Raw genomic sequence first — 23,786 nt, forward strand, 5'->3', positions numbered from 1 at the left:
ATTCCTCTTGTAGCGCGCAGTCGGAAATCACTACCTGACAGTTGAATAGGGGCAGAACCGCCCCTATACTCTGCGCGCATTTTGTCGGCACAAATTATGCCAAGTTATTGAATTTCGGCAGCCGACCATTGGAGAGCAATAGTGATGGAAACCCGCAAGCCAAACCGCCTGCCGTTCCATCGCCTGGCGGTTTTTCCGGTGTTGATGGCTCAATTTGTCATTTTGCTCATTGCCGCTTTGGCGCTCTGGCAATGGCACGGAGTCGTTGCCGGATACTCGGGACTTTGCGGAGGCCTGATAGCCTTGCTGCCCAATGTTTATTTCGCTCACAAGGCATTTCGGTTTTCCGGCGCCCGAGCAGCCCAGTCCATCGTCCGGTCGTTCTACGCCGGCGAGGCAGGCAAACTGATTTTGACGGCAGTGCTGTTTGCACTGGTGTTTGCAGGTGTGAAGCCACTGGCGCCGATTGCTGTATTCGGCGCCTTCGTGCTGACTCAGTCGGTCAGCTGGTTCGCTCCCCTGCTGATGAGAACAAGACTTTCGAGACCTTAGGGCGTTTGAGGCAACCATGGCAGAAACAACCGCTTCGGGCTATATCCAGCACCACTTGCAGAACCTGACCTTCGGTCAGCTACCCAACGGCGGCTGGGGCTTTGCCCACACCGCAGCAGAAGCCAAGGAAATGGGCTTCTGGGCTTTCCACGTCGATACCCTCGGCTGGTCGGTCGCGCTGGGTCTGATTTTCGTTCTTCTTTTCCGCATGGCGGCCAAGAAGGCGACTTCCGGTCAGCCAGGTGCACTGCAGAACTTCGTTGAAGTGCTGGTCGAATTCGTCGATGGCAGCGTGAAAGACAGCTTCCATGGCCGTAGCCCGGTGATTGCACCGCTGGCACTGACCATCTTCGTCTGGGTGTTCCTGATGAACGCCGTCGACCTGGTACCGGTCGACTGGATTCCTCAGCTGGCCATCCTGATTTCCGGCGACCACCACATCCCGTTCCGCGCCGTGTCGACTACCGACCCGAACGCGACCTTGGGCATGGCGTTCTCGGTTTTCGCACTGATCATTTTCTATAGCATCAAGGTCAAGGGCCTCGGCGGCTTCATCGGCGAGCTGACCCTGCACCCGTTCGGCAGCAAGAACATCTTCGTTCAGGCGCTGCTGATCCCGGTGAACTTCCTGCTGGAATTCGTGACCCTGATCGCCAAACCGATCTCTCTGGCTCTGCGTCTGTTCGGCAACATGTATGCCGGCGAGCTGGTGTTCATCCTGATCGCTGTGATGTTCGGCAGCGGCCTGCTCTGGCTCAGCGGCCTGGGCGTTGTTCTGCAGTGGGCGTGGGCTGTGTTCCACATCCTGATCATCACCCTGCAGGCGTTCATCTTCATGATGCTGACCATCGTCTACCTGTCGATGGCGCACGAAGAAAACCATTAAGACCAGTCTCGACTAGTCTGATGTCCTTCCCGGTAAAACGGGAAGGGGCTCCTCACGGGGCACCATGAAACGATTTGTTTTACCGCTTTAATCTAAAAAACCTAAACCATACGACGTAAAAGTCGGGAGGAAAGATGGAAACTGTAGTTGGTCTAACCGCTATCGCTGTTGCACTGTTGATCGGCCTGGGCGCACTGGGTACCGCAATTGGTTTCGGCCTGCTGGGCGGCAAGTTCCTGGAAGGCGCAGCGCGTCAGCCAGAAATGGTTCCAATGCTGCAAGTTAAAATGTTCATCGTTGCCGGTCTGCTCGACGCCGTAACCATGATCGGTGTTGGTATCGCTCTGTTCTTCACCTTTGCGAACCCGTTCGTTGGTCAAATCGCTGGCTAATCATTCGGATTTTCCGAGTGATTTGGTGTGATGGACAACGTAACTGCGAGGTGTTGGCGTGAACATTAATGCGACCCTGATTGGCCAGTCCGTTGCGTTCCTGATTTTTGTACTGTTCTGCATGAAGTTCGTATGGCCTCCGGTCATCGCAGCTCTGCACGAACGTCAAAAGAAGATCGCTGATGGTCTGGACGCTGCCAGCCGAGCAGCTCGCGACCTGGAGTTGGCCCAAGAGAAAGCGGGTCAGCAACTGCGCGAAGCGAAAGCTCAGGCAGCTGAAATCATCGAGCAAGCCAAGAAACGCGGTAACCAGATTGTCGAAGAGGCCGTTGAAAAGGCCCGCGTCGACGCTGACCGTGTGAAGGTTCAGGCTCAAGCCGAGATCGAACAGGAACTGAACAGTGTCAAAGACAAGCTGCGCGCCCAAGTGGGCTTGCTGGCTGTCGGCGGCGCCGAGAAGATCCTGGGTGCCACAATCGATCAAAACGCGCACGCAGAGCTGGTTAACCAACTGGCTGCTGAAATCTAAGCGAGGGCGATCATGGCAGAACTGACCACGTTGGCCCGACCTTACGCTAAGGCGGCCTTCGAGCACGCTCAGGCCCACCAGCAACTGGCCAATTGGTCAGCCATGCTCGGCCTGGCTGCAGCGGTGTCGCAAGACGACACCATGCAGCGCGTGCTCAAGGCCCCGCGACTGACGAGCGCAGAAAAGGCCGCCACGTTCATTGACGTGTGCGGCGACAAGTTTGATGCCAAGGCACAGAACTTCATCAATGTCGTTGCCGAAAACGACCGTCTCCCGCTTCTGCCGGAGATTGCTGCTCTGTTCGACCTGTACAAGGCCGAACAAGAGAAATCGGTAGACGTTGAAGTGACCAGTGCTTTTGCATTGAACCAAGAACAGCAAGACAAACTCGCCAAGGTTCTCAGTGCACGACTCAACCGGGAAGTGCGCCTGCAAGTTGCGGAGGATGCTGCCCTTATAGGTGGTGTCGTTATCCGCGCCGGCGACCTGGTTATCGATGGCTCGATTCGCGGCAAAATCGCGAAACTTGCCGAAGCATTGAAATCTTGAGTTTGAAGGGGCAGCAGAGCAATGCAGCAACTCAATCCTTCCGAAATAAGTGAAATTATCAAGGGCCGCATCGACAAGCTCGATGTGACCTCCCAAGCCCGTAACGAAGGCACTGTCGTCAGCGTATCTGACGGCATCGTGCGGATTCACGGTCTGGCCGACGTCATGTACGGCGAGATGATCGAGTTTCCGGGCGGCGTCTACGGTATGGCCCTCAACCTGGAGCAAGACTCCGTAGGTGCCGTTGTATTGGGCTCCTACCAGTCTCTGGCTGAAGGCATGAGCGCCAAGTGCACCGGCCGCATCCTCGAAGTTCCGGTTGGTAAGGAACTGCTGGGTCGCGTTGTCGACGCACTGGGTAACCCTGTTGACGGCAAAGGTCCGCTGAACAACACCTTGACCGACGCGGTCGAGAAAGTTGCTCCAGGCGTGATCTGGCGTAAGTCGGTAGACCAGCCTGTACAGACTGGCTACAAGGCTGTCGATGCCATGATCCCTGTCGGCCGTGGCCAGCGTGAGCTGATCATCGGTGACCGTCAGATCGGTAAGACCGCTCTGGCGATCGACGCGATCATCAATCAGAAAGACAGCGGCATTTTCTGCGTCTACGTTGCAATCGGTCAGAAACAATCGACCATCGCCAACGTGGTTCGCAAGCTGGAAGAAAACGGCGCCCTGGCCAACACGATCATCGTGGCTGCCAGTGCTTCGGAATCTCCTGCACTGCAATTCCTGGCACCGTACTCCGGTTGCACCATGGGTGAATTCTTCCGCGACCGCGGTGAAGACGCGCTGATCGTTTATGACGATCTGTCCAAGCAAGCAGTGGCTTACCGCCAGATTTCCCTGCTGCTGCGCCGTCCACCAGGCCGTGAAGCTTACCCAGGCGACGTGTTCTATCTCCACTCCCGTCTGCTGGAGCGCGCATCCCGCGTTTCGGAAGAATACGTAGAGAAGTTCACCAACGGCGCAGTGACCGGCAAAACCGGTTCCCTGACCGCACTGCCGATCATCGAAACCCAGGCTGGCGACGTTTCCGCGTTCGTTCCGACCAACGTGATTTCCATCACCGACGGTCAGATCTTCCTGGAATCGGCCATGTTCAACTCGGGCATCCGCCCTGCAGTGAACGCCGGTGTTTCGGTATCCCGTGTGGGTGGTGCCGCTCAGACCAAGATCATCAAGAAGCTGTCCGGTGGTATCCGTACCGCTCTGGCTCAGTACCGTGAACTGGCGGCATTCGCCCAGTTCGCTTCTGACCTGGACGAAGCGACCCGTAAGCAACTTGAGCATGGTCAGCGCGTTACCGAGCTGATGAAGCAGAAGCAATACGCACCAATGTCGATCGCTGACATGGCGCTGTCGCTGTATGCCGCTGAGCGTGGGTTCCTGACTGACGTTGAAATCGCCAAGATCGGCAGCTTCGAACAAGCGCTGATTGCTTTCTTCAACCGCGATCACGCCGATTTGATGGCGAAGATCAACGTGAAGGGTGACTTCAATGACGAAATCGACGCTGGCATGAAAGCCGGTATCGAGAAGTTCAAGGCCACCCAAACCTGGTAAGCCGCAGCGGGAGCCGCAAGGCTCCCGCTTGCTAACCTGATAGGTGTTACATGGCAGGCGCAAAAGAGATTCGCAGTAAGATTGCGAGCATCAAAAGCACGCAAAAGATTACCAGCGCCATGGAAAAAGTGGCGGTCAGCAAAATGCGCAAGGCACAAATGCGCATGGCTGCTAGCCGTCCTTATGCGGAGCGTATCCGCCAGGTAATTGGGCATCTGGCCAACGCCAACCCGGAATACCGCCACCCGTTCATGATCGACCGCGCCATCAAGCGCGTTGGTTATGTCGTAGTGAGCAGTGACCGTGGTCTGTGCGGCGGCTTGAACACCAACCTGTTCAAGGCCCTGGTCAAGGACATGGCGGTAAACCGCGAAAACGGCGTCGAGATTGATCTGTGTGTCGTTGGTAGCAAGGCTGCGGCCTTTTTCCGCAACTTCGGCGGTAACGTCGTTGCAGCTATCAGCCACCTGGGTGAAGAGCCGTCGATCAATGATCTGATCGGCAGCGTCAAGGTGATGCTGGATGCTTATCTGGACGGCCGTATTGACCGCCTGTCCGTGGTATCCAACAAGTTCATCAACACCATGACGCAACAGCCTACCGTGGAGCAGTTGATTCCACTGGTGGCAACCCCGGATCAAGAACTCAAGCACCACTGGGACTATCTCTACGAACCGGATGCCAAGGAGCTGCTGGACGGCTTGATGGTCCGTTACGTGGAGTCGCAGGTCTACCAGGCGGTGGTCGAGAACAACGCGGCTGAACAAGCTGCGCGGATGATCGCGATGAAGAACGCTACCGACAACGCCGGTGATTTGATCAGCGATTTGCAGCTGATCTACAACAAGGCGCGTCAGGCTGCGATCACCCAAGAGATCTCGGAAATCGTCGGCGGCGCTGCCGCGGTTTAACGGTTCAAATATTCAGAGGATCCAGCTATGAGTAGCGGACGTATCGTTCAAATCATCGGCGCCGTTATCGACGTGGAATTTCCACGCGACAGCGTACCGAGCATCTACAACGCGCTGACAGTTCAAAGCGCGGCCGCAACCACTCTGGAAGTTCAGCAACAGCTGGGCGACGGCGTGGTTCGCACCATTGCGATGGGTTCCACCGAGGGCTTGAAGCGCGGTCTGGAAGTTACCGATTCTGGCGCAGCCATCTCCGTACCGGTCGGTAAAGCGACCCTGGGCCGGATCATGGACGTCCTCGGTAACCCGATCGACGAAGCTGGCCCGATCGACACCGACGAGCGTTGGGGCATTCACCGTCCAGCGCCTTCGTTCGCTGAACAGGCAGGCGGCAACGACCTGCTGGAAACCGGCATCAAGGTTATCGACCTGGTTTGCCCGTTTGCCAAAGGCGGTAAAGTCGGTCTGTTCGGTGGTGCCGGTGTAGGCAAAACCGTAAACATGATGGAACTGATCCGTAACATCGCCATCGAGCACAGCGGTTATTCCGTGTTCGCCGGTGTGGGTGAGCGTACTCGTGAGGGTAACGACTTCTACCACGAGATGAAGGACTCCAACGTTCTGGACAAAGTGGCACTGGTTTACGGTCAGATGAACGAGCCGCCGGGAAACCGTCTGCGCGTAGCACTGACCGGCCTGACCATGGCCGAGAAGTTCCGTGACGAAGGTAACGACGTTCTGCTGTTCGTCGACAACATCTATCGTTACACCCTGGCCGGTACTGAAGTATCCGCACTGCTGGGCCGTATGCCTTCGGCAGTAGGTTACCAGCCGACCCTGGCTGAAGAGATGGGCGTTCTGCAAGAACGTATCACTTCGACCAAGGAAGGTTCGATCACTTCGATCCAAGCGGTATACGTACCTGCGGACGACTTGACTGACCCGTCGCCAGCGACCACGTTTGCTCACTTGGACGCCACCGTCGTTCTGTCCCGTGACATCGCTTCCCTGGGTATCTACCCAGCGGTAGACCCACTGGACTCGACTTCGCGTCAGCTGGACCCGAACGTGATCGGCAACGATCACTACGAGACCGCTCGTGGTGTTCAGTACGTGCTGCAGCGTTACAAAGAACTGAAGGACATCATCGCGATCCTGGGTATGGACGAGCTGTCGGAAGCCGACAAGCAGTTGGTAAACCGTGCTCGTAAGATCCAGCGTTTCTTGTCGCAGCCGTTCTTCGTGGCTGAAGTCTTCACCGGTGCTTCGGGTAAATACGTTTCCCTGAAAGACACCATTGCTGGCTTCAAAGGCATCCTCAACGGTGACTACGACCACCTGCCAGAACAAGCGTTCTACATGGTTGGCGGCATCGAAGAAGCGATCGAGAAAGCCAAGAAACTGTAATCCCGGCGCCCGGCAACGGGCGCTCATTTAGGTTGAGGCAATCAGATGGCTATGACAGTCCATTGCGATATCGTCAGCGCGGAAGGAGAAATCTTTTCCGGCCTGGTCGAGATGGTGATTGCGCACGGTGCTCTGGGTGATCTTGGTATCGCTCTGGGCCACGCGCCGCTGATCACGAATCTCAAGCCGGGTCCGATCCGCCTGATCAAGCAAGGCGGGGAAGCCGAGGTGTTCTACATCTCCGGTGGTTTCCTCGAGGTTCAGCCGAACATGGTCAAGGTGCTTGCCGATACCGTGCAACGTGCCGCCGACCTGGATGAAGCTCAGGCTCAAGCAGCTCTCAAGGCTGCCGAAGCTGCTCTGCATGAGAAGAGCGCAGATTTCGACTACGGAGCTGCGTCCGCACGTCTGGCCGAGGCTGCAGCTCAGCTGCGCACCGTCCAGCAGATCCGCAAGAAGTTTGGCGGTTAATCCGTCAGCCACTTGTTGTGCGATTGATAAAAAAGGGTAGCCTCGGCTACCCTTTTTTCTTTTCCGACTTTCAAAAACCCGGTCGCAGTTGCTGACCACCCAGGATTGGTAGCCAGTCATGTCTCTTGAAATCGTTATCCTCGCGGCCGGTCAAGGCACCCGTATGCGTTCGGCACTGCCGAAAGTGCTGCACCCGATTGCCGGTGACTCGATGCTCGGCCATGTTATCCACAGTGCCCGTCAACTTGATCCCCAGCGCATTCACGTGGTTATCGGCCATGGCGCCGATGTGGTGCGCGAGCGGCTGGCCGCCGATGATCTCAATTTCGTGTTGCAGGACAAGCAGTTGGGCACCGGCCATGCGACTGCCCAGGCTGTACCGTTCATCACCGCCGACACCGTTCTGATTCTCTACGGTGACGTGCCGCTGATCGAAGTCGAAACCCTGCAGCGTCTGCTCAAGCACGTTGTACCAGGGCAGATGGGATTGCTGACCGTCGAACTGGACGATCCGACCGGTTATGGCCGCATCGTGCGTGATGCCAGCGGCAAGGTCGCGGCGATTGTCGAGCACAAGGACGCCAGCGAAGCACAGCGCGCGATCACTGAAGGCAATACCGGCATTCTTGCGGTGCCTGCCAGCCATCTGGCTGACTGGATGGGTCGCCTGTCGAACAACAACGCCCAGGGCGAGTATTACCTGACCGACGTGATTGAAATGGCGGTCGGTGATGGCCTGGTGGTTGCGACCGAGCAACCCCATGATCCGATGGAAGTGCAGGGCGCCAACGATCGCAAGCAACTGTCCGAACTGGAGCGCCACTATCAGTTGCGCGCTGGCCGCCGCCTGATGGCTCAGGGTGTAACCCTGCGCGATCCGGCGCGGTTTGATGTGCGTGGTGAAGTGACCGTCGGTCGCGATGTGCTGATCGACATCAACGTCATTCTCGAAGGCAAAGTGGTCATCGAAGACGACGTGGTGATCGGCCCGAACTGCGTGATCAAGGACAGTACTCTGCGCAAAGGCGTGGTGATCAAGGCCAACAGTCATATCGAAGGTGCAGTGCTCGGTGAAGGTAGCGATGCCGGCCCGTTTGCACGCCTGCGCCCGGGCACCGTGCTGGAGGCTCGCGCCCATGTGGGTAACTTTGTCGAACTGAAAAACGCCCGCATGGGCGAGGGCGCCAAGGCCGGACACCTGACCTATCTGGGTGATGCCGAGATAGGTGCCCGCACCAACATCGGCGCCGGCACCATCACCTGCAACTACGATGGTGCGAACAAGTGGAAAACCGTGTTGGGCGAAGATGTGTTCATCGGCTCCAACAACTCGCTGGTGGCGCCTGTGGATATCTCCGCGGGTGCAACCACCGCAGCCGGTTCGACCATTACCCAGAATGTGGATAACGCTCAGTTGGCCGTAGGCCGTGCACGGCAGAAGAACATCGATGGCTGGAAACGGCCGGAGAAGATCAAGAAGAGCTGAGTTATCCACAGCGCTTCAATCTGAAAAATCGCTGCCTACGGGCAGCGATTTTTTTTCATCCTCCGTCTTGACGGTTTTGCTGCGATAGGTTTTGATTGCTTTCATTATCTTTCGAATCGAAACTTAGCGCGCCATGTCGAAACGCAACACACCCCAACGTCGCCACAACATTCTGGCCTTGCTCAATGAGCAGGGCGAAGTCAGTGTCGACGAGCTCGCCAAGCGTTTCGAAACCTCGGAAGTTACGATTCGCAAAGATCTGGCCGCACTGGAAAGCCATGGTCTGCTACTGCGCCGTTACGGCGGAGCGATCACCATGCCTCAGGAACTGGTGGCCGACGTCAGTCAGAACGTTTCCAAATACAAACAGGCGATTGCTCGCGCTGCGGTCAGCCGTATTCGCGAACACGCCCGCATCATCATCGACAGCGGCAGCACCACGGCCGCGATGATTCCCGAGCTTGGCCAACAGCCGGGCCTGGTGGTGATGACCAACTCCCTGCACGTCGCCAACGCCTTGAGCGAACTCGAACACGAACCTGTCCTGCTGATGACCGGCGGTACCTGGGATCCCCATTCGGAATCCTTTCAGGGCCAGGTCGCCGAGCAGGTACTACGCTCTTACGACTTCGATCAGTTGTTTATCGGTGCCGATGGCATCGATCTGGTGCGTGGCACCACCACCTTCAATGAACTGCTCGGCCTGAGCCGGGTGATGGCGGAAGTGGCGCGGGAAGTGATCGTGATGGTCGAGGCCGACAAGATCGGCCGCAAGATTCCAAACCTGGAGCTGCCGTGGAGCAGTGTCCATACCCTAATCACCGATGATCGCCTGCCGCAGGAGGCACGGGATCAGATTCAGGCTCGCGGTATCAATTTGATTTGCGCGACGGTCAGTCAGGAGAAATAAGCATGTGTGGAATTGTCGGCGCGGTAGCTGAACGTAATATCACCGCCATCCTGGTCGAAGGCCTCAAGCGCCTCGAATACCGGGGTTATGACAGTGCCGGTGTGGCGGTGTACACCAATGACGGCACGCTGGAACGCACCCGTCGCGTGGGCAAGGTCAGCGAACTGGACGCGGCCCTGGCTGAACATCCGCTGATTGGCCGTCTCGGTATCGCCCACACCCGCTGGGCAACCCATGGTGCGCCGAGCGAACGCAACGCCCACCCGCATTTCTCCGGCAACGTCGCGGTGGTGCACAACGGCATCATCGAAAATCATGAAGCGCTGCGTGAGCAACTCAAGGCGCAGGGTTACGTGTTCTCTTCCGACACCGATACCGAAGTCATCGCCCACCTGCTGACCGAAAAACTCAAGGCGCTGCCGGACCTGTCCGACGCCCTGAAGGCAACGGTCAAGGAACTGCATGGCGCCTACGGTCTGGCGGTCATCCACGCGCTGCAACCGGATCGCCTGGTCGCGGCTCGCAGCGGCAGCCCGCTGGTGATCGGCCTGGGTCTGGGCGAGAACTTCCTCGCTTCCGACCAACTGGCCCTGCGTCAGGTCACCGACCGTTTCATGTACCTGGAAGAGGGCGATATCGCCGAAATCCAGCGTGACAAGGTGCAGATCTGGGACGTGACCGGCAAAGCCGTCGAGCGCCAGACCGTGCAGTACACCGACGGTGCCGAAGCCGCCGACAAAGGCGAGTTCCGCCACTACATGCTCAAGGAAATCCACGAGCAGCCTGTCGTGGTTCAACGCACCCTCGAAGGTCGTCTGAGCGAGAATCAGGTTTTGGTACAAGCCTTCGGCCCGCAGGCCGCCGAGCTGTTCGCCAAGGTGCGCAATGTGCAGATCGTGGCGTGCGGCACCAGCTATCACGCCGGCATGGTTGCCCGTTACTGGCTCGAGGAACTGGCGGGGATTCCGTGCCAGGTCGAAGTCGCCAGTGAGTTCCGCTACCGCAAGGTGGTGGTGCAGCCGGACACACTGTTCGTCACCATCTCCCAGTCCGGCGAAACCGCCGACACCCTGGCCGCCCTGCGCAACGCCAAGGAGCTGGGTTTCCTGGGCAGCCTGGCGATCTGCAACGTCGGCATCAGTTCGCTGGTGCGCGAATCCGACCTGACCCTGCTGACCCAGGCCGGTCGCGAAATCGGCGTGGCCTCGACCAAGGCGTTCACCACGCAACTGGTCGGCCTGCTGCTGCTGACCCTGTCCTTGGGCCAGGTCCGCGGCACTCTGGAAAAAGGCGTTGAAGCCCGACTGGTCGAAGAATTGCGTCGCCTGCCAACTCGCTTGGGCGAAGCGCTGGCCATGGACAGCACCGTAGAAAAAATCGCCGAACTGTTCGCCGACAAGAACCACACCCTGTTCCTCGGTCGTGGTGCGCAATACCCGGTAGCGATGGAAGGGGCTTTGAAGCTCAAGGAAATCTCTTACATCCATGCCGAAGCCTATCCGGCCGGCGAACTGAAGCATGGCCCGCTGGCGCTTGTGGATAACGACATGCCGGTGGTGACCGTGGCGCCGAACAACGAACTGCTCGAGAAGCTCAAGTCCAACCTGCAGGAAGTCCGTGCACGTGGCGGCGAACTGATCGTGTTCGCTGACGAAAAGGCCGGGATGACCAACGGCGAAGGCACCCACGTGGTGCAGATGCCGCACATCCACGACATCCTGTCGCCGATCCTCTACACCATCCCGTTGCAACTGCTGTCGTACTACGTCGCTGTACTCAAAGGCACCGACGTGGATCAGCCGCGCAACCTGGCGAAGTCGGTGACGGTGGAATAAGTTATCCACATGGGTAACCCGCAATAAGCGGTCACAACCTGGAGGCCCATTGGGGCCTCCAGGCTGTGGTATGTTCCCCACTTTTTGTTACCGAACACCCCAGCAAGGCGCAACGCCACGCTTCTGTAACAGTCTCCCGCCGCTCAAAACACTCCCTGTAAAAAAACTGAAATACGCCGCAACCCTTGATTTTGGCGCTCTCCAGCCGTGTCCGCTGTTCTTGCTCGGCAGCTTCTAAGCAAGTTGGCCGTTCAATTGCATATGCTTGTATGTACAAGTAAAGACGTATGCATACGAGTTGAACGAAACTCCGCATCACGTCCACTGATTCGCTTGTCGCGCCAAGGGGCGCACAAGCCGCTTGCCCATCGCCAGGGTTGGTTTGAATTGATCGCTGAGGAGTCTTTTTCGTGACTGACAATAAGCCTACAAAATATCGTGACGTCGAAATTCGTGCATCGCGCGGCAACAAGCTGACCGCCAAGAGCTGGCTGACCGAAGCGCCGCTGCGCATGCTGATGAACAACCTCGACCCGGAAGTGGCCGAGAACCCGAAAGAGCTGGTGGTTTACGGTGGCATCGGCCGCGCCGCGCGTAACTGGGAGTGCTACGACAAGATCGTCGAAAGCCTGACCAACCTGAACGACGACGAGACCCTGCTGGTGCAGTCCGGCAAACCGGTCGGCGTGTTCAAGACCCACAGCAATGCGCCGCGCGTGCTGATCGCCAACTCCAACCTGGTGCCGCACTGGGCGACCTGGGAACACTTCAACGAACTCGACGCCAAGGGCTTGGCCATGTACGGCCAGATGACCGCCGGCAGCTGGATCTACATCGGCAGCCAGGGCATCGTCCAGGGCACTTACGAAACCTTCGTCGAAGCCGGTCGCCAGCATTACAACTCCAACCTCAAGGGCCGCTGGGTCCTGACCGCCGGCCTCGGCGGCATGGGTGGCGCTCAGCCGCTGGCCGCGACCCTGGCCGGTGCCTGCTCGCTGAACATTGAATGCCAGCAAGTGAGCATCGATTTCCGCCTGAAAAGCCGTTACGTCGACGAGCAGGCCAAAGACCTCGACGACGCGCTGGCGCGCATTGAGAAGTACACCAAAGAAGGCAAGGCGATCTCCATCGCGCTGCTGGGCAACGCTGCAGAAATCCTCCCGGAACTGGTTCGTCGCGGCGTGCGCCCGGACATGGTCACCGACCAGACCAGCGCCCACGATCCATTGAACGGTTACCTGCCGGCCGGCTGGACCTGGGACGAATACCGCGCCCGCGCCAAGACCGAACCGGCCGCTGTAATCAAAGCCGCCAAGCAATCGATGGCCGTCCACGTCAAGGCGATGCTGGACTTCCAGAAGCAAGGCATCCCGACCTTCGACTACGGCAACAACATCCGTCAGATGGCTCAGGAAGAGGGCGTGGAAAACGCCTTCGGCTTCCCGGGTTTCGTCCCGGCCTACATCCGTCCACTGTTCTGCCGTGGCATCGGCCCGTTCCGCTGGGCGGCGCTGTCGGGTGATCCGCAGGACATCTACAAGACCGACGCCAAGGTCAAAGAGCTGATCCCGGACGACGCGCACCTGCACAACTGGCTGGACATGGCCCGCGAGCGCATCAGCTTCCAGGGTCTGCCGGCGCGTATCTGCTGGGTCGGCCTGGGCCAACGCGCCAAGCTCGGCCTGGCGTTCAACGAAATGGTCCGTCGCGGCGAGCTGTCGGCGCCGATCGTGATCGGTCGCGACCACCTCGACTCCGGCTCGGTCTCCAGCCCGAACCGTGAAACCGAATCGATGCAGGATGGCTCCGATGCCGTCTCCGACTGGCCACTGCTCAACGCCCTGCTGAACACCGCGAGCGGCGCAACCTGGGTGTCGCTGCACCACGGTGGCGGCGTCGGCATGGGCTTCTCGCAGCACTCGGGCATGGTGATCGTCTGCGACGGTACGGATGAGGCGGCCGAGCGTATCGCTCGCGTGCTGCACAACGACCCGGGCACCGGTGTGATGCGCCACGCCGATGCCGGTTACCAGATCGCCATCGACTGCGCCAAGGAGCAGGGCTTGAACCTGCCAATGATTACTTCGGTTAAAGGAGCCTGAACATGACTGCACTGAACCTGATCCCTGGCCAACTGAGCCTGGCCCAACTGCGTGACGTCTACCAGAACCCGGTCAAACTGAGCCTCGATTACAGCGCTGCTGCCCAGATCGAAGCCAGCGTCGCCTGCGTCGAGCAGATCCTCGCCGAGAACCGCACCGCTTACGGCATCAACACCGGTTTCGGCCTGCTGGCCTCGACCCGCATCGCCAGCGAAGACCTGGAAAACCTCCAGCGCTCGCTGGTGTTGTCCCATGCCGCTGGCGTTGGTCAGCCGATCAGCGATGAGCTGGTGCGTTTGATCATGGTGCTCAAGGTCAACAGCCTGAGCCGTGGTTTCTCTGGCATCCGCCGCGTGGTGATCGATGCGCTGATCGCGCTGATCAACGCCGAGGTTTACCCACACATTCCATTGAAAGGTTCGGTCGGCGCATCCGGCGACCTGGCACCGCTGGCGCACATGTCGCTGGTGCTGCTGGGCGAGGGCAAGGCGCGCTACAAGGGCGAGTGGATGGAAGCCACCGAAGCGCTGAAAGTCGCCGGTCTGACCCCGCTGACGCTGGCGGCGAAAGAAGGTCTGGCGCTGCTCAACGGTACTCAGGTTTCTACTGCATTCGCGCTGCGCGGTCTGTTCGAAGGTGAAGACCTGTTTGCCGGCGCGCTGGCGCTGGGTGGTCTTACAGTTGAAGCGGTATTGGGCTCGCGCTCGCCGTTCGACGCGCGTATCCACGCTGCCCGTGGCCAGAAAGGCCAGATCGACACCGCTGCTGCCTATCGCGATCTGCTCGGTGAGCGCAGTGAAGTCTCCGATTCGCACCAGAACTGCGAAAAGGTCCAGGACCCGTACTCGCTGCGCTGCCAGCCGCAAGTCATGGGCGCCTGCCTGACTCAGTTCCGTCAGGCTGCCGAGGTGCTGGTGATCGAAGCCAACGCCGTATCCGACAACCCATTGGTATTCGCGGCTGAAGGCGACGTGATTTCCGGCGGTAACTTCCACGCCGAGCCAGTGGCCATGGCCGCTGACAACATGGCATTGGCCATCGCCGAAATCGGTTCGCTGAGCGAACGTCGCATCTCGCTGATGATGGACAAGCACATGTCGCAACTGCCGCCGTTCCTGGTGGCCAATGGCGGGGTGAACTCCGGTTTCATGATTGCCCAGGTGACTGCGGCCGCCCTGGCCAGCGAGAACAAGGCACTGGCTCATCCGCATTCGGTGGACAGCCTGCCAACCTCCGCCAACCAGGAAGACCACGTGTCGATGGCCCCGGCCGCCGGCAAGCGTCTGTGGGAAATGGCCGAGAACACCCGCGGGATTCTCGCGGTGGAATGGCTGGCGGCGGCGCAAGGTCTGGACCTGCGCAACGGCCTGAAGACCTCGACCAAACTGGAACAGGCCCGGGCGATTCTGCGTCGCGAAGTGCCGTTCTACGAGAAGGACCGCTTCTTCGCGCCGGACATCAATGCAGCGACTGAGCTGCTGGCTTCGCGGACTCTGAATGAGTTGGTTCCGGCGAACTTGCTGCCGAGTCTGTAAGTGCCTCATCGCCAACAGGCTGTCTTCCACTCTGCGTGGAGGCCGGCCTGTTGGCGTTTCGATTTTTGCGTCGAATAACAATAAATAAGGACGAAAAATGCAGCAGCCAGCAAAAGGTTTGAAACGCGGGCTTTCGGCCCGACACATTCGCTTCATGGCCCTGGGATCCGCGATCGGTACCGGGTTGTTCTACGGTTCTGCCTCGGCCATCCAGATGGCCGGTCCTGCCGTTCTGCTCGCTTACCTGATTGGTGGCGCGGCGGTGTTCATGGTCATGCGCGCCTTGGGCGAGATGGCGGTGCACAACCCGGTCGCCGGCTCGTTCGGGCATTACGCGAGCACCTATCTCGGCCCGATGGCGGGCTTCATCCTCGGTTGGACCTACGCGTTCGAAATGGTCATCGTCGGCATGGCCGATGTGACGGCGTTCGGCATCTACATGGGCTTCTGGTTTCCGGAAGTCTCGCGCTGGATCTGGGTGCTGGGCATCGTTTCGGTGGTCGGCGGCCTGAACCTGTGCAACGTCAAAGTCTTCGGTGAAATGGAGTTCTGGCTGTCGTTGCTCAAGGTCGCGGCTATCGTCGCGATGATCCTCGGCGGCTTCGGCATCATGTTGTTCGGCATCAGCACCGCCCCCGGGCAGGCGACCGATATCAGCAACCTGTGGACCCAGGGCGGTTTCATGCCCAATGGCGTGGGCGGCCTGATCGCCTCGTTTGCGGTGGTGATGTTTGCCTTCGGTGGTATCGAAATCATCGGTGTGACTGCCGGTGAAGCCAAGGACCCGCACCGTGTGCTGCCCAAGGCGATCAACGCCGTGCCGCTGCGCATCCTGCTGTTTTATGTGCTGACGATGTTGGTGCTGATGTCGATCTTCCCGTGGCAGCAGATTGGCAGCCAGGGCAGCCCGTTCGTGCAGATTTTCGACCACCTGGGCATCAGCTCGGCGGCCACGATTCTGAACATTGTGGTGATCTCGGCGGCGGTGTCGGCCATCAACAGCGACATTTTCGGTGCGGGCCGCATGATGTACGGCCTGGCTCAGCAAGGGCATGCGCCGAAAGGCTTCGCTCAGCTGTCACGCAATGGCGTGCCGTGGCTGACGGTGATTGTGATGAGCTGCGCGCTGCTGCTGGGCGTGTTGCTGAACTACCTGATCCCGGAAAACGTGTTCCTGCTGATCGCTTCCATCGCGACCTTCGCCACAGTGTGGGTCTGGCTGATGATTCTGTTCACCCAGGTGGCCATGCGTCGTTCCATGACGGCCGAGCAGGTCGCGCAACTGAAATTCCCGGTACCGTTCTGGCCGTATGCGCCGATGGCGGCGATTGCCTTCATGCTGTTCGTGTTCGGCGTGCTGGGTTACTTCCCGGACACCCAGGCAGCGCTGATCGTCGGCGTGGTCTGGATCGTGTTGCTGGTGCTGGCTTATCTGACGTGGGTCAAACCGGCGGCCGGGCAGGCTGCGCGGGTGACCAGCGATCAGCCGGTTTCTCAGCCCTGATCTGAATGAAGGGGCGTCCGGGATTTACCGGCGCCCCCTTCACGCATCACTTCTTCGGCGATTTGCTGCCGTTGGGGATGTGCAGGTAAGACATCACGCTTTCGGTCAGCTCGGTCGCCAGTTTGACCGCTTCCTTGTTGCGCGCCATCACGCCTGCGACCAGTCCCTCGATCAACGCCAGCATGGCCACGTTGGAGCTGGTCAGCACCGGATGATCGCAGGGTGCAAACAGCACATGTTCGGCAATGCTGGTGAGCGGCGAGGCCGGTGAGTCGGTGATCGCCAGTACCGACGCACCGCGTTGGTTGGCGAATCGGGCGAGTTGCAGGGTGTCGAGGGAATAACGCGGCAGGGAAATCGCCAGCAACACATCCTGATCGGTGATCGCGGCCAGTCGGTACGCGGCGTTTTCGTTGCCGCCCTCCATGCTGATGGCGGTGGCGTCGGCGCAGAACGGCATCAGGGTCGAGGCGGCGAGGCCGGCGAAGTAGACGCTGTTGCCGAACCCGAGGATGTAGATCTTGCGCGCAGTGGTCAGCCGGGTGACGAACGCTTCGAAGGCTTCGGCGTGGTTGTTGGTCGCCGCCGTGGCCAGGTTGCTGCTGGCGCTCTCGATCTGCTCATGCAGGCCAAACGCTCCGCCCGGACGATGAGCCAGTTCATTACGCAGCTTGTCGACCGGAGACACCATCTGCTGCAACGTCGCTACCAGTTCAGCCCTCATGCCCATATAACCACCGAGGTCCATCGCCTTGGCCAGTCGGTTGACGGCGGCGGGCGAGGTCGATGTTTCGTGGGCCATTTCCTCGATCGTCAGCGTCGCGGCTTTCAGCGGATGACGCAGGATGAAGTCAGCCACCTTGCGCAGCGACGGCGGCAGATCGGCAACGATTTCCGCCAGTTTGCGCATGACCGGTGCGGCGTAGACCGTGGTGTCTTTCGATGGGCTGGGCATATCCGGATCAACAGTTCCTGAAAGTGAGAGAAGGGCTGCGCCTGACAAGGTTGGCTGGAGTGTATCCGAAGCCAACCGTTGCAGGACAACGCCGGGCGAAGCGGGCGGGCTTACTTCAGGCTCCCGGCCAGAAACTGCTGGAGGCGTTCTGACTGCGGATTGACCAGCACTTCACGTGGATCTCCGCGCTCCTCGACCAGCCCTTTGTGCAGGAACACCAATTGATTGGAAACCTCGCGGGCGAAGCCCATTTCGTGGGTCACGACCACCATGGTACGACCCTCCTGGGCGAGGTCCTGCATGACACGCAGCACCTCACCCACCAGCTCTGGATCGAGCGCCGAAGTCGGTTCGTCGAACAGCATCACTTCCGGTTCCATGGCCAGTGCGCGGGCAATCGCCACGCGCTGCTGTTCGCCACCCGACATGTGGGCGGGCCAGGCATCCTTGCGATGCGCCACGCCGACTTTGTTCAAGTAGTGCTCGGCTTTTTCCCGGGCCTCTTTCTTTCCCACGCCCAGTACATGCACCGGGGCTTCCATGACGTTTTCCAGGGCGCTCATGTGCGACCACAGGTTGAAGTGCTGAAACACCATCGACAACCGTGAACGCATGCGTTGCAACTGCCGGGGTTCGGCTGCCTTGAGCCCGCCCAGTTTGTTCGCCACCAGTTTCAGCGGTTCGCCATTGAGCACGATGCTGCCGGCGTTGGGTTGTTCCAGCAGGTTGATGCAACGCAGGAAGGTGCTTTTGCCTGACCCGCTGGAGCCGATGATGCTGATCACATCGCCAGCCTGGGCCTGCAGGGACACGCCCTTGAGCACTTGGTGGGCGCCGTAGCTTTTGTGCAGGTCCTGAATTTCAAGTTTGTACATGGTGTGAACTCTCTGGCATCAGTCGCTGAGCAAGCGGCCTTGGCGAATAGGGGTGAAACCGGCGACCTTGGCCAGCCACAGACCGGGCTGGGCAAAGCGCAGGCGTTCGCGGGCATAGAGCACGCCGTCGGTGCAGGCGCGGACGATGCTGTGACGGTCGTTGAGCGGATCATGGACTTCGAAAAGAGGATCGCCGACCTTGACCCGCGCCCCCAGCGGTTGCAGGAAACTGACCACGCCCGGGTGCGGCGCACAGGCGTACTGCGCGCCGGCGAACGGCATCGCTTCGCAACGACTCGACGGCGCTGGCGGCCATTCACCGCTGATCAACCCCTGTTCGGCGAGGTAGCCGAGAATCGCCTGCGCACTGTGAGTGCATTGCTCGCGTTCGGTGTCGGCCATGCCGCGCAATTCGATGGTGGTCGCCGCGCAGGCCAAGGGAATGTTGGCTTCCGGGAACAGCTCGGTCAGGCGCAGCCACGGCACCGCGCAAGCCTCGTCGAAAGCGCTGCCGCCAGCGTCTTCGGCCAGCAACGTGACCTCGGCACCCAGGCGTGCGGCCAATGAATGCAGGCGTCCCCAGTGTTGCGGCATGGTGTAGAGCAGCATCACCGACTCGAAATCGCAATGCAGGTCGAGCACCACATCGGCGTCACAGGCATGTTGCAGCAACAGGCGACGCAGGCCATCGAGTTCCGAGGCCGGTGGCGGCATGTCGGCGAGGGTGTCGATCAAGGCGCGGCGGATCAGCGCGACGTTGGCGTCGGCGTCATCGCCCAACCGGCCTTTGAGCAGCGGCGCCACGGCTTCGGCCAGCTCCGGAAAGTCGCGATTGAAGTTCTTGCCGCTGGCGAACTCGAAGCGACCTTGATGGGTGGCCTGGAACATCTGGGCGATGCCGATCGGGTTGGCCATCGGCACCAATTCGATCACACCGTTCAGGCGACCCTGTGCTTCCAGTTCCAGCAGGCGGCGCTTGAGCTCGACGGCCACGCGCATCCCCGGCAGCTCGTCGGCATGCAGGGAGGCCTGGATGTACGCCTTGCGCGGGCCGGCGCCAAACCGGAACACCGACAGTGTCCGCTCGGTGCCCGAAGCGCTCCACGGCAACAGGTATTGAATCTTTTCCATGTCAGCTCCTTAGTGCTTGCGCGGTGCCAGGTAGGCCAGCCAGCGGCGTTCGGCCAGCTTGAACAGGCGCACCAGAATGAATGTCAGGGCGAGGTAGACGAGGCCGGCGGTGATGAACGCTTCGAACGGCATATAGAACCGCGAGCTCACCGTGCGTGCCGCGCCGGTGATATCCACCAGCGTGACGATGGAGGCCAGGCTGGTGGTTTGCAGCATCATCAACACTTCGTTGCTGTACTGCGGCAATGCCCGGCGCAAGGCTGAGGGCAGCAAGATGCGGCGGTACAAGGTCAGGCGGGACATGCCCATTGCCCGGGCGGCTTCGATTTCGCCGTGAGACGTGGACTTCAGGCTGCCCGCCAGCAACTCCGCGCTGTAGGCACTGGTATTGATGGCGAACGCCAGGCAGGCACAGAACGTGGCGCTGGAGAGGTAAGGCCAGAGCACGCTTTGGCGCACCGATTCGAACTGCGCCAGGCCGTAATAGATCAGGAACAGTTGCACCAGCATCGGCGTGCCGCGAATCACATAGGTGTAGAGCCACGCCGGGAAGCTGAGCAGTGGCGAGCGCGACACTCGCATCAGCGCCAGCGGAACCGCCAGGACCAGCCCCAGGCTCAGGGAAATGAGCAGGACTTTGAGGGTCAACAAGGCGCCGTCGAAATACAGCGGCAGGTTTTCCCAGATCAGGTTGTAGTCGAGCATCATCGGCAGGTTCTCCTCACAACTCGGCGGCTTTGATGCCGACCGAATAGTGTTTTTCCAGAGCGCGCAGCACCAGCAGCGACACGCTGGTGAGCATCAGGTACAGCGCCGCCACCGCAATGAAAAACGTGAACGGCTCGTGAGTGGCGTCGGCGGCGTTCTTGGCCTTGAACATCATGTCCTGCAGGCCGATGACCGAAATCAGCGCGGTGGATTTGGTCAGCACCAGCCAGTTGTTGGTGAACCCCGGGATGGCGAAGCGAATCATCTGCGGCACCAGAATCCGCCAGAACACTTGCGTGCCGCGCATGCCATAGGCCGCACCGGCTTCCGCCTGACCTTTGGGGATGGCCATGAAGGCACCGCGAAAGGTTTCCGAGAGATAGGCGCCAAAAATGAAGCCCATGGTGCAGACGCCAGCGATGAAGGGATTGATGTCGATGTAGCGGGTGTAACCGCACGCCAGGGCGATGCGGTTCACCAGATCCTGGCCGCCATAGAAAATCAGCAGGATCAGCACCAGATCGGGAATGCCGCGAATCAGGGTCGTGTAGCCTTCCCCGAGCATGGCCAGCCATTTGAGCGGCGACAGGCGAAACGCCGCGCCGATCAGGCCCAGGGCAATGGCCAGCGACATGGAGGTCAGGGCCAGGTTGATGGTCAGCCAGGCACCATCGAGAATGCTCGATCCGTAGCCGTGGAGCATGATGAAGTTCCTCAAGCGTGCGCCCGAAGGCGCGCAAGACAAGCCCGAAGGGCGCCTGCAGCGGGCTGGCGCCGGGCGGAGGCGACGGTTTATTCGCCGTAGATATCGAAGGCGAAATACTTGCCCATCACTTGCTGGTATTTGCCGTTGGCGCGGATGGCGTCGATCGCCGCGTTCAGGCGCGCCGTGTTGGCGACGTCACCTTTGCGCACCGCGATCCCGGCACCACGGCCGAAGTATTTCGGGTCGTTGATGTCCGGCCCGGTCAGGGCGAAACCTTGTCCGGCCGGTGTCTTGATGAAGCTTTCGTCGGTGTTGACGATGTCGGCGAGGGTGGCGTCCAGGCGACCCGAGGCAAGGTCGAGGAAGGCTTCGTTCTGCGAGCCGTAGCGCACCACGACGACGCCGGCCTTTTCCAGTTGCTCGGTGGCAAACCGGTCATAGGTCGATGAGCGTTGCACGCCGAGTTTCTTGCCCTTGAGGTCCACCAGCGGGTCGTTGATCACGCTGCCGGCCTTCATCGCGAACTTGCCCGGCGTGTGGTAGTACTTTTTGCTGAAGTCGACCGACTTCATCCGGTCTTCGGTGATCGACATCGACGACAGCACGGCGTCGATCTTGCGCACCTTGAGCGACGGAATCATGCCGTCGAACTCCTGAATGACCCACTCGCACTTGACCTTCATCTCTTCGCACAAGGCGTTGCCGATGTCGTAGTCGAACCCGCTGACATTGCCTTCCGGCGTTTTGTAGGAAAAGGGTGGGTAGGCGGCTTCGATACCGATACGCAGGCTGTCTTCATCGGCATGGGCCATGAAGCTGAATGCGCACAGCGCCAGAGCACCTAGAAGTTCTGTCTTGTTCATTTTGTCGACTCCTGGGAGGGCGTTAGGAAAACAGGTGCCCGCCATCCGGGTGGCGCGCTGGATCATTCCTGTGATCGGCGAGGCTATAAATGACACGAAATAAATCATTCATCAATACAACTGAAAATAAAAATATCAATTCTGGATCGGCGGTCGTTCGGCCATGCACGTTGAAGATCGGGGACTGCCTATAATGCGAGGCGGTTTTTCATCCACTTCGGGGACACCATGGATCGCTTCCAGGAAATGCAGGTTTTCGCGGCCGTTGCTCAGGAGCAGGGCTTTTCCGCGGCGGCGCGGCGCTTGGGTCTGTCGGCGGCCAGCATCACCCGGGCGGTGGCGGCGCTGGAGCAGCGGATCGGTACGCAATTGCTGATTCGCACCACCCGCAGCGTGCATCTGAGCGAGGCGGGCCAGCGTTACCTGGAAGACTGTCGGAGGATTCTTGCCGAGGTGCAGGAAGCGGAAGACTCCGCCGCCGGCAGCCACACCCAGCCCCGTGGGCAATTGACGGTGACCGCGCCAGTGCTGTTCGGCGAGCTGTTTGTCACACCGGTGATGGCGGGTTATCTGACGCAGTACCCGGACGTTTCCATCAACGCCTTGCTGCTGGATCGCGTGGTGAGCATGGTCGAGGAAGGGGTCGATGTGGCGATCCGCATCGGTGACTTGCCGGACAGCAACCAGCATGCGATCCGGGTCGGTGAGGTGCGCCGGGTGATTTGCGGCTCGCCTGGGTATTTTGCCGTTCACGGTCGGCCAACCCATCCACAGGCGTTGGCGGGCGCGCCGGTGGTGGCGACTTCGGCCATCGGCCAACTGCGCAGCTGGCCATTTCTGGAGAACGGTGAACCCTTGAGCGTCAGGCCCGAGCCTCGGCTGGTGGTCACCGCCAATCAGGCCGCGATTGCGGCCGCTTGCCTGGGGCTTGGATTGACCCGGGTGCTGTCTTATCAGGTTGCCGGCAAGATCGCCTCCGGTGAGCTGGAAATCGTTCTCGCCGAGTACGAGTTGCCGCCGCTGCCAATCCACGTGGTGTATCAGGGCGGGCGCAAGGCGCCGGCCCGGGTGCGCAGTTTTGTCGATTACACCGTGAACGCCTTGCGTGAGCATCCGGCCCTGAAAAACGCAGCGTTATTTCATCCAGAGAAATAATGGATTGCGTTTGCTGGTGATTCTGTTGTTTTCGCGATAGGTGGAAGATGACTGCCACGGCCGCCGACCCTCCTGAGCGGCACCTAAGCCCTGCGGAGTCGACCATGCAAGCGATCAAACTCTACAACTTCCCGCGTTCCGGCCACGCCCACCGGGTTGAGCTGATGCTGTCCCTGTTGCAACTGCCGACCGAACTGATCTTTGTTGATCTGGCCAAGGGCGAGCACAAACAACCTGATTACCTGGCGATCAACAGCTTCGGGCAAGTGCCGGCCATTGATGACAACGGCGTGGTGCTGGCCGATTCCAATGCGATTCTGGTGTATCTGGCGCAGAAGTACGGCAACGGTCGCTGGCTGCCGAGCGACCCGGTCGGCGCGGCGCGCGTCCAGCGTTGGCTGTCGGCAGCGGCCGGACCGATTGCCTTTGGTCCGGCGGCGGCGCGGCTGGTTACGGTGTTCGGGGCGAAACTCAACGCCGATGAAGCGATCACCCGTGCGCACAACCTGCTGAAGGTGATGGATCTGGAACTGGGCAAGACCCCGTATCTGGTCGGAAACGAGCCGACCATCGCCGACGTCTCGGCCTACAGCTACATCGCCCATGCGCCGGAAGGCAATGTGTCGCTGGACGACTATGCCAACGTGCGCGCCTGGCTGGCGCGGGTTGAAGCATTGCCCGGTTTCATCGGCATGCCACGTACCGTCGCCGGTCTGCAAACCAGCGCCTGAGGTTCACCATCCAGACTGCGCCGCTGG

At 59.9% G+C, this 23,786-nt stretch carries 23 protein-coding genes; 17 read left to right on the forward strand and 6 right to left on the reverse strand.

Annotation, left to right across the window (positions count from 1 at the left end; translation table 11 throughout):
- The first annotated feature begins 144 nt into the window (after positions 1–144).
- The 15 genes from AC1RR7_RS08290 to AC1RR7_RS08360 all read left to right on the forward strand — a co-directional run bounded on the left by AC1RR7_RS08290 (position 145) and on the right by AC1RR7_RS08360 (position 16,635).
- Complete coding sequence (locus AC1RR7_RS08290) at positions 145–552, forward strand: F0F1 ATP synthase subunit I (protein ID WP_003229783.1); 408 nt, start codon at positions 145–147, stop codon at positions 550–552.
- Between the two features lie 16 nt (positions 553–568).
- Complete coding sequence (gene atpB / locus AC1RR7_RS08295; protein WP_007954148.1) at positions 569–1,438, forward strand: F0F1 ATP synthase subunit A; 870 nt, start codon at positions 569–571, stop codon at positions 1,436–1,438.
- Between the two features lie 134 nt (positions 1,439–1,572).
- Positions 1,573–1,830: a F0F1 ATP synthase subunit C gene (gene atpE, locus AC1RR7_RS08300; protein WP_003097235.1), complete on the forward strand. Its 258-nt coding sequence runs from the start codon at positions 1,573–1,575 to the stop codon at positions 1,828–1,830.
- 58 nt (positions 1,831–1,888) lie between these two features.
- The gene (locus AC1RR7_RS08305) at positions 1,889–2,359 is read left to right on the forward strand and encodes a F0F1 ATP synthase subunit B (protein WP_007954149.1); all 471 of its coding nucleotides are present in this window, start codon (positions 1,889–1,891) and stop codon (positions 2,357–2,359) included.
- A gap of 12 nt (positions 2,360–2,371) precedes the next feature.
- On the forward strand, positions 2,372–2,908 hold the full coding sequence (locus tag AC1RR7_RS08310) for a F0F1 ATP synthase subunit delta (RefSeq protein ID WP_007911956.1): 537 nt from the start codon (positions 2,372–2,374) through the stop codon (positions 2,906–2,908).
- A 21-nt stretch (positions 2,909–2,929) separates the two neighbouring features.
- Positions 2,930–4,474: a F0F1 ATP synthase subunit alpha gene (gene atpA / locus AC1RR7_RS08315; RefSeq protein ID WP_096822378.1), complete on the forward strand. Its 1,545-nt coding sequence runs from the start codon at positions 2,930–2,932 to the stop codon at positions 4,472–4,474.
- 50 nt (positions 4,475–4,524) lie between these two features.
- Positions 4,525–5,385, forward strand: coding sequence for a F0F1 ATP synthase subunit gamma (atpG, locus tag AC1RR7_RS08320; protein ID WP_493157065.1), 861 nt, complete (start codon positions 4,525–4,527; stop codon positions 5,383–5,385).
- 27 nt (positions 5,386–5,412) lie between these two features.
- Positions 5,413–6,792, forward strand: coding sequence for a F0F1 ATP synthase subunit beta (atpD, locus tag AC1RR7_RS08325; RefSeq protein ID WP_096822377.1), 1,380 nt, complete (start codon positions 5,413–5,415; stop codon positions 6,790–6,792).
- A gap of 45 nt (positions 6,793–6,837) precedes the next feature.
- The gene (locus AC1RR7_RS08330; RefSeq protein WP_007954164.1) at positions 6,838–7,263 is read left to right on the forward strand and encodes a F0F1 ATP synthase subunit epsilon; all 426 of its coding nucleotides are present in this window, start codon (positions 6,838–6,840) and stop codon (positions 7,261–7,263) included.
- A 118-nt stretch (positions 7,264–7,381) separates the two neighbouring features.
- Entirely contained in the window at positions 7,382–8,749 is a 1,368-nt protein-coding gene (gene glmU, locus AC1RR7_RS08335) for a bifunctional UDP-N-acetylglucosamine diphosphorylase/glucosamine-1-phosphate N-acetyltransferase GlmU (protein ID WP_273540392.1), read from the forward strand.
- Positions 8,750–8,882: 133 nt separating this feature from the next.
- Positions 8,883–9,659 carry a DeoR/GlpR family DNA-binding transcription regulator gene (locus AC1RR7_RS08340; protein WP_192559380.1) on the forward strand — a complete coding sequence of 259 codons (777 nt, stop codon included), beginning with the start codon at positions 8,883–8,885 and terminating at the stop codon, positions 9,657–9,659.
- 2 nt (positions 9,660–9,661) lie between these two features.
- A complete protein-coding gene (gene glmS / locus AC1RR7_RS08345) occupies positions 9,662–11,494 on the forward strand; it encodes a glutamine--fructose-6-phosphate transaminase (isomerizing) (RefSeq protein ID WP_493157067.1) in 1,833 nt (610 codons plus the stop codon).
- A gap of 410 nt (positions 11,495–11,904) precedes the next feature.
- On the forward strand, positions 11,905–13,596 hold the full coding sequence (gene hutU / locus AC1RR7_RS08350) for a urocanate hydratase (RefSeq protein ID WP_493157070.1): 1,692 nt from the start codon (positions 11,905–11,907) through the stop codon (positions 13,594–13,596).
- Positions 13,597–13,598: 2 nt separating this feature from the next.
- Positions 13,599–15,131, forward strand: a complete 1,533-nt coding sequence (gene hutH, locus AC1RR7_RS08355) for a histidine ammonia-lyase (protein WP_493157072.1) — start codon at positions 13,599–13,601, stop codon at positions 15,129–15,131.
- 97 nt (positions 15,132–15,228) lie between these two features.
- A complete protein-coding gene (locus AC1RR7_RS08360) occupies positions 15,229–16,635 on the forward strand; it encodes an amino acid permease (RefSeq protein WP_493157074.1) in 1,407 nt (468 codons plus the stop codon).
- A 46-nt stretch (positions 16,636–16,681) separates the two neighbouring features.
- Here the strand turns inward: AC1RR7_RS08360 and AC1RR7_RS08365 are convergent, their stop codons facing one another.
- From AC1RR7_RS08365 to AC1RR7_RS08390, 6 genes are all read right to left on the reverse strand, one after another.
- Positions 16,682–17,590 (reverse strand): MurR/RpiR family transcriptional regulator, encoded by a 909-nt coding sequence (locus AC1RR7_RS08365; protein ID WP_096817037.1) that lies wholly within the window; start codon positions 17,588–17,590, stop codon positions 16,682–16,684.
- Between the two features lie 110 nt (positions 17,591–17,700).
- Positions 17,701–18,465, reverse strand: a complete 765-nt coding sequence (locus AC1RR7_RS08370; protein ID WP_096817039.1) for an ABC transporter ATP-binding protein — start codon at positions 18,463–18,465, stop codon at positions 17,701–17,703.
- Between the two features lie 18 nt (positions 18,466–18,483).
- A complete protein-coding gene (locus AC1RR7_RS08375) occupies positions 18,484–19,596 on the reverse strand; it encodes a succinylglutamate desuccinylase/aspartoacylase family protein (protein ID WP_493157076.1) in 1,113 nt (370 codons plus the stop codon).
- Between the two features lie 9 nt (positions 19,597–19,605).
- The gene (locus tag AC1RR7_RS08380) at positions 19,606–20,304 is read right to left on the reverse strand and encodes an ABC transporter permease (RefSeq protein WP_102622635.1); all 699 of its coding nucleotides are present in this window, start codon (positions 20,302–20,304) and stop codon (positions 19,606–19,608) included.
- A gap of 13 nt (positions 20,305–20,317) precedes the next feature.
- A complete protein-coding gene (locus tag AC1RR7_RS08385) occupies positions 20,318–21,007 on the reverse strand; it encodes an ABC transporter permease (protein ID WP_096817045.1) in 690 nt (229 codons plus the stop codon).
- Positions 21,008–21,096: 89 nt separating this feature from the next.
- Positions 21,097–21,873 carry an ABC transporter substrate-binding protein gene (locus tag AC1RR7_RS08390; RefSeq protein WP_102622634.1) on the reverse strand — a complete coding sequence of 259 codons (777 nt, stop codon included), beginning with the start codon at positions 21,871–21,873 and terminating at the stop codon, positions 21,097–21,099.
- Positions 21,874–22,101: 228 nt separating this feature from the next.
- On the opposite strand from AC1RR7_RS08390, the gene AC1RR7_RS08395 reads away from it, so the two are divergent.
- Both AC1RR7_RS08395 and AC1RR7_RS08400 read left to right on the forward strand, forming a co-directional pair.
- A complete protein-coding gene (locus AC1RR7_RS08395) occupies positions 22,102–23,028 on the forward strand; it encodes a LysR family transcriptional regulator (protein WP_493157078.1) in 927 nt (308 codons plus the stop codon).
- A 104-nt stretch (positions 23,029–23,132) separates the two neighbouring features.
- On the forward strand, positions 23,133–23,759 hold the full coding sequence (locus tag AC1RR7_RS08400; protein WP_192559373.1) for a glutathione S-transferase family protein: 627 nt from the start codon (positions 23,133–23,135) through the stop codon (positions 23,757–23,759).
- Positions 23,760–23,786: the final 27 nt, after the last annotated feature.

It is taken from the genome of Pseudomonas sp. GW821-FHT11G12, assembly GCF_058808055.1.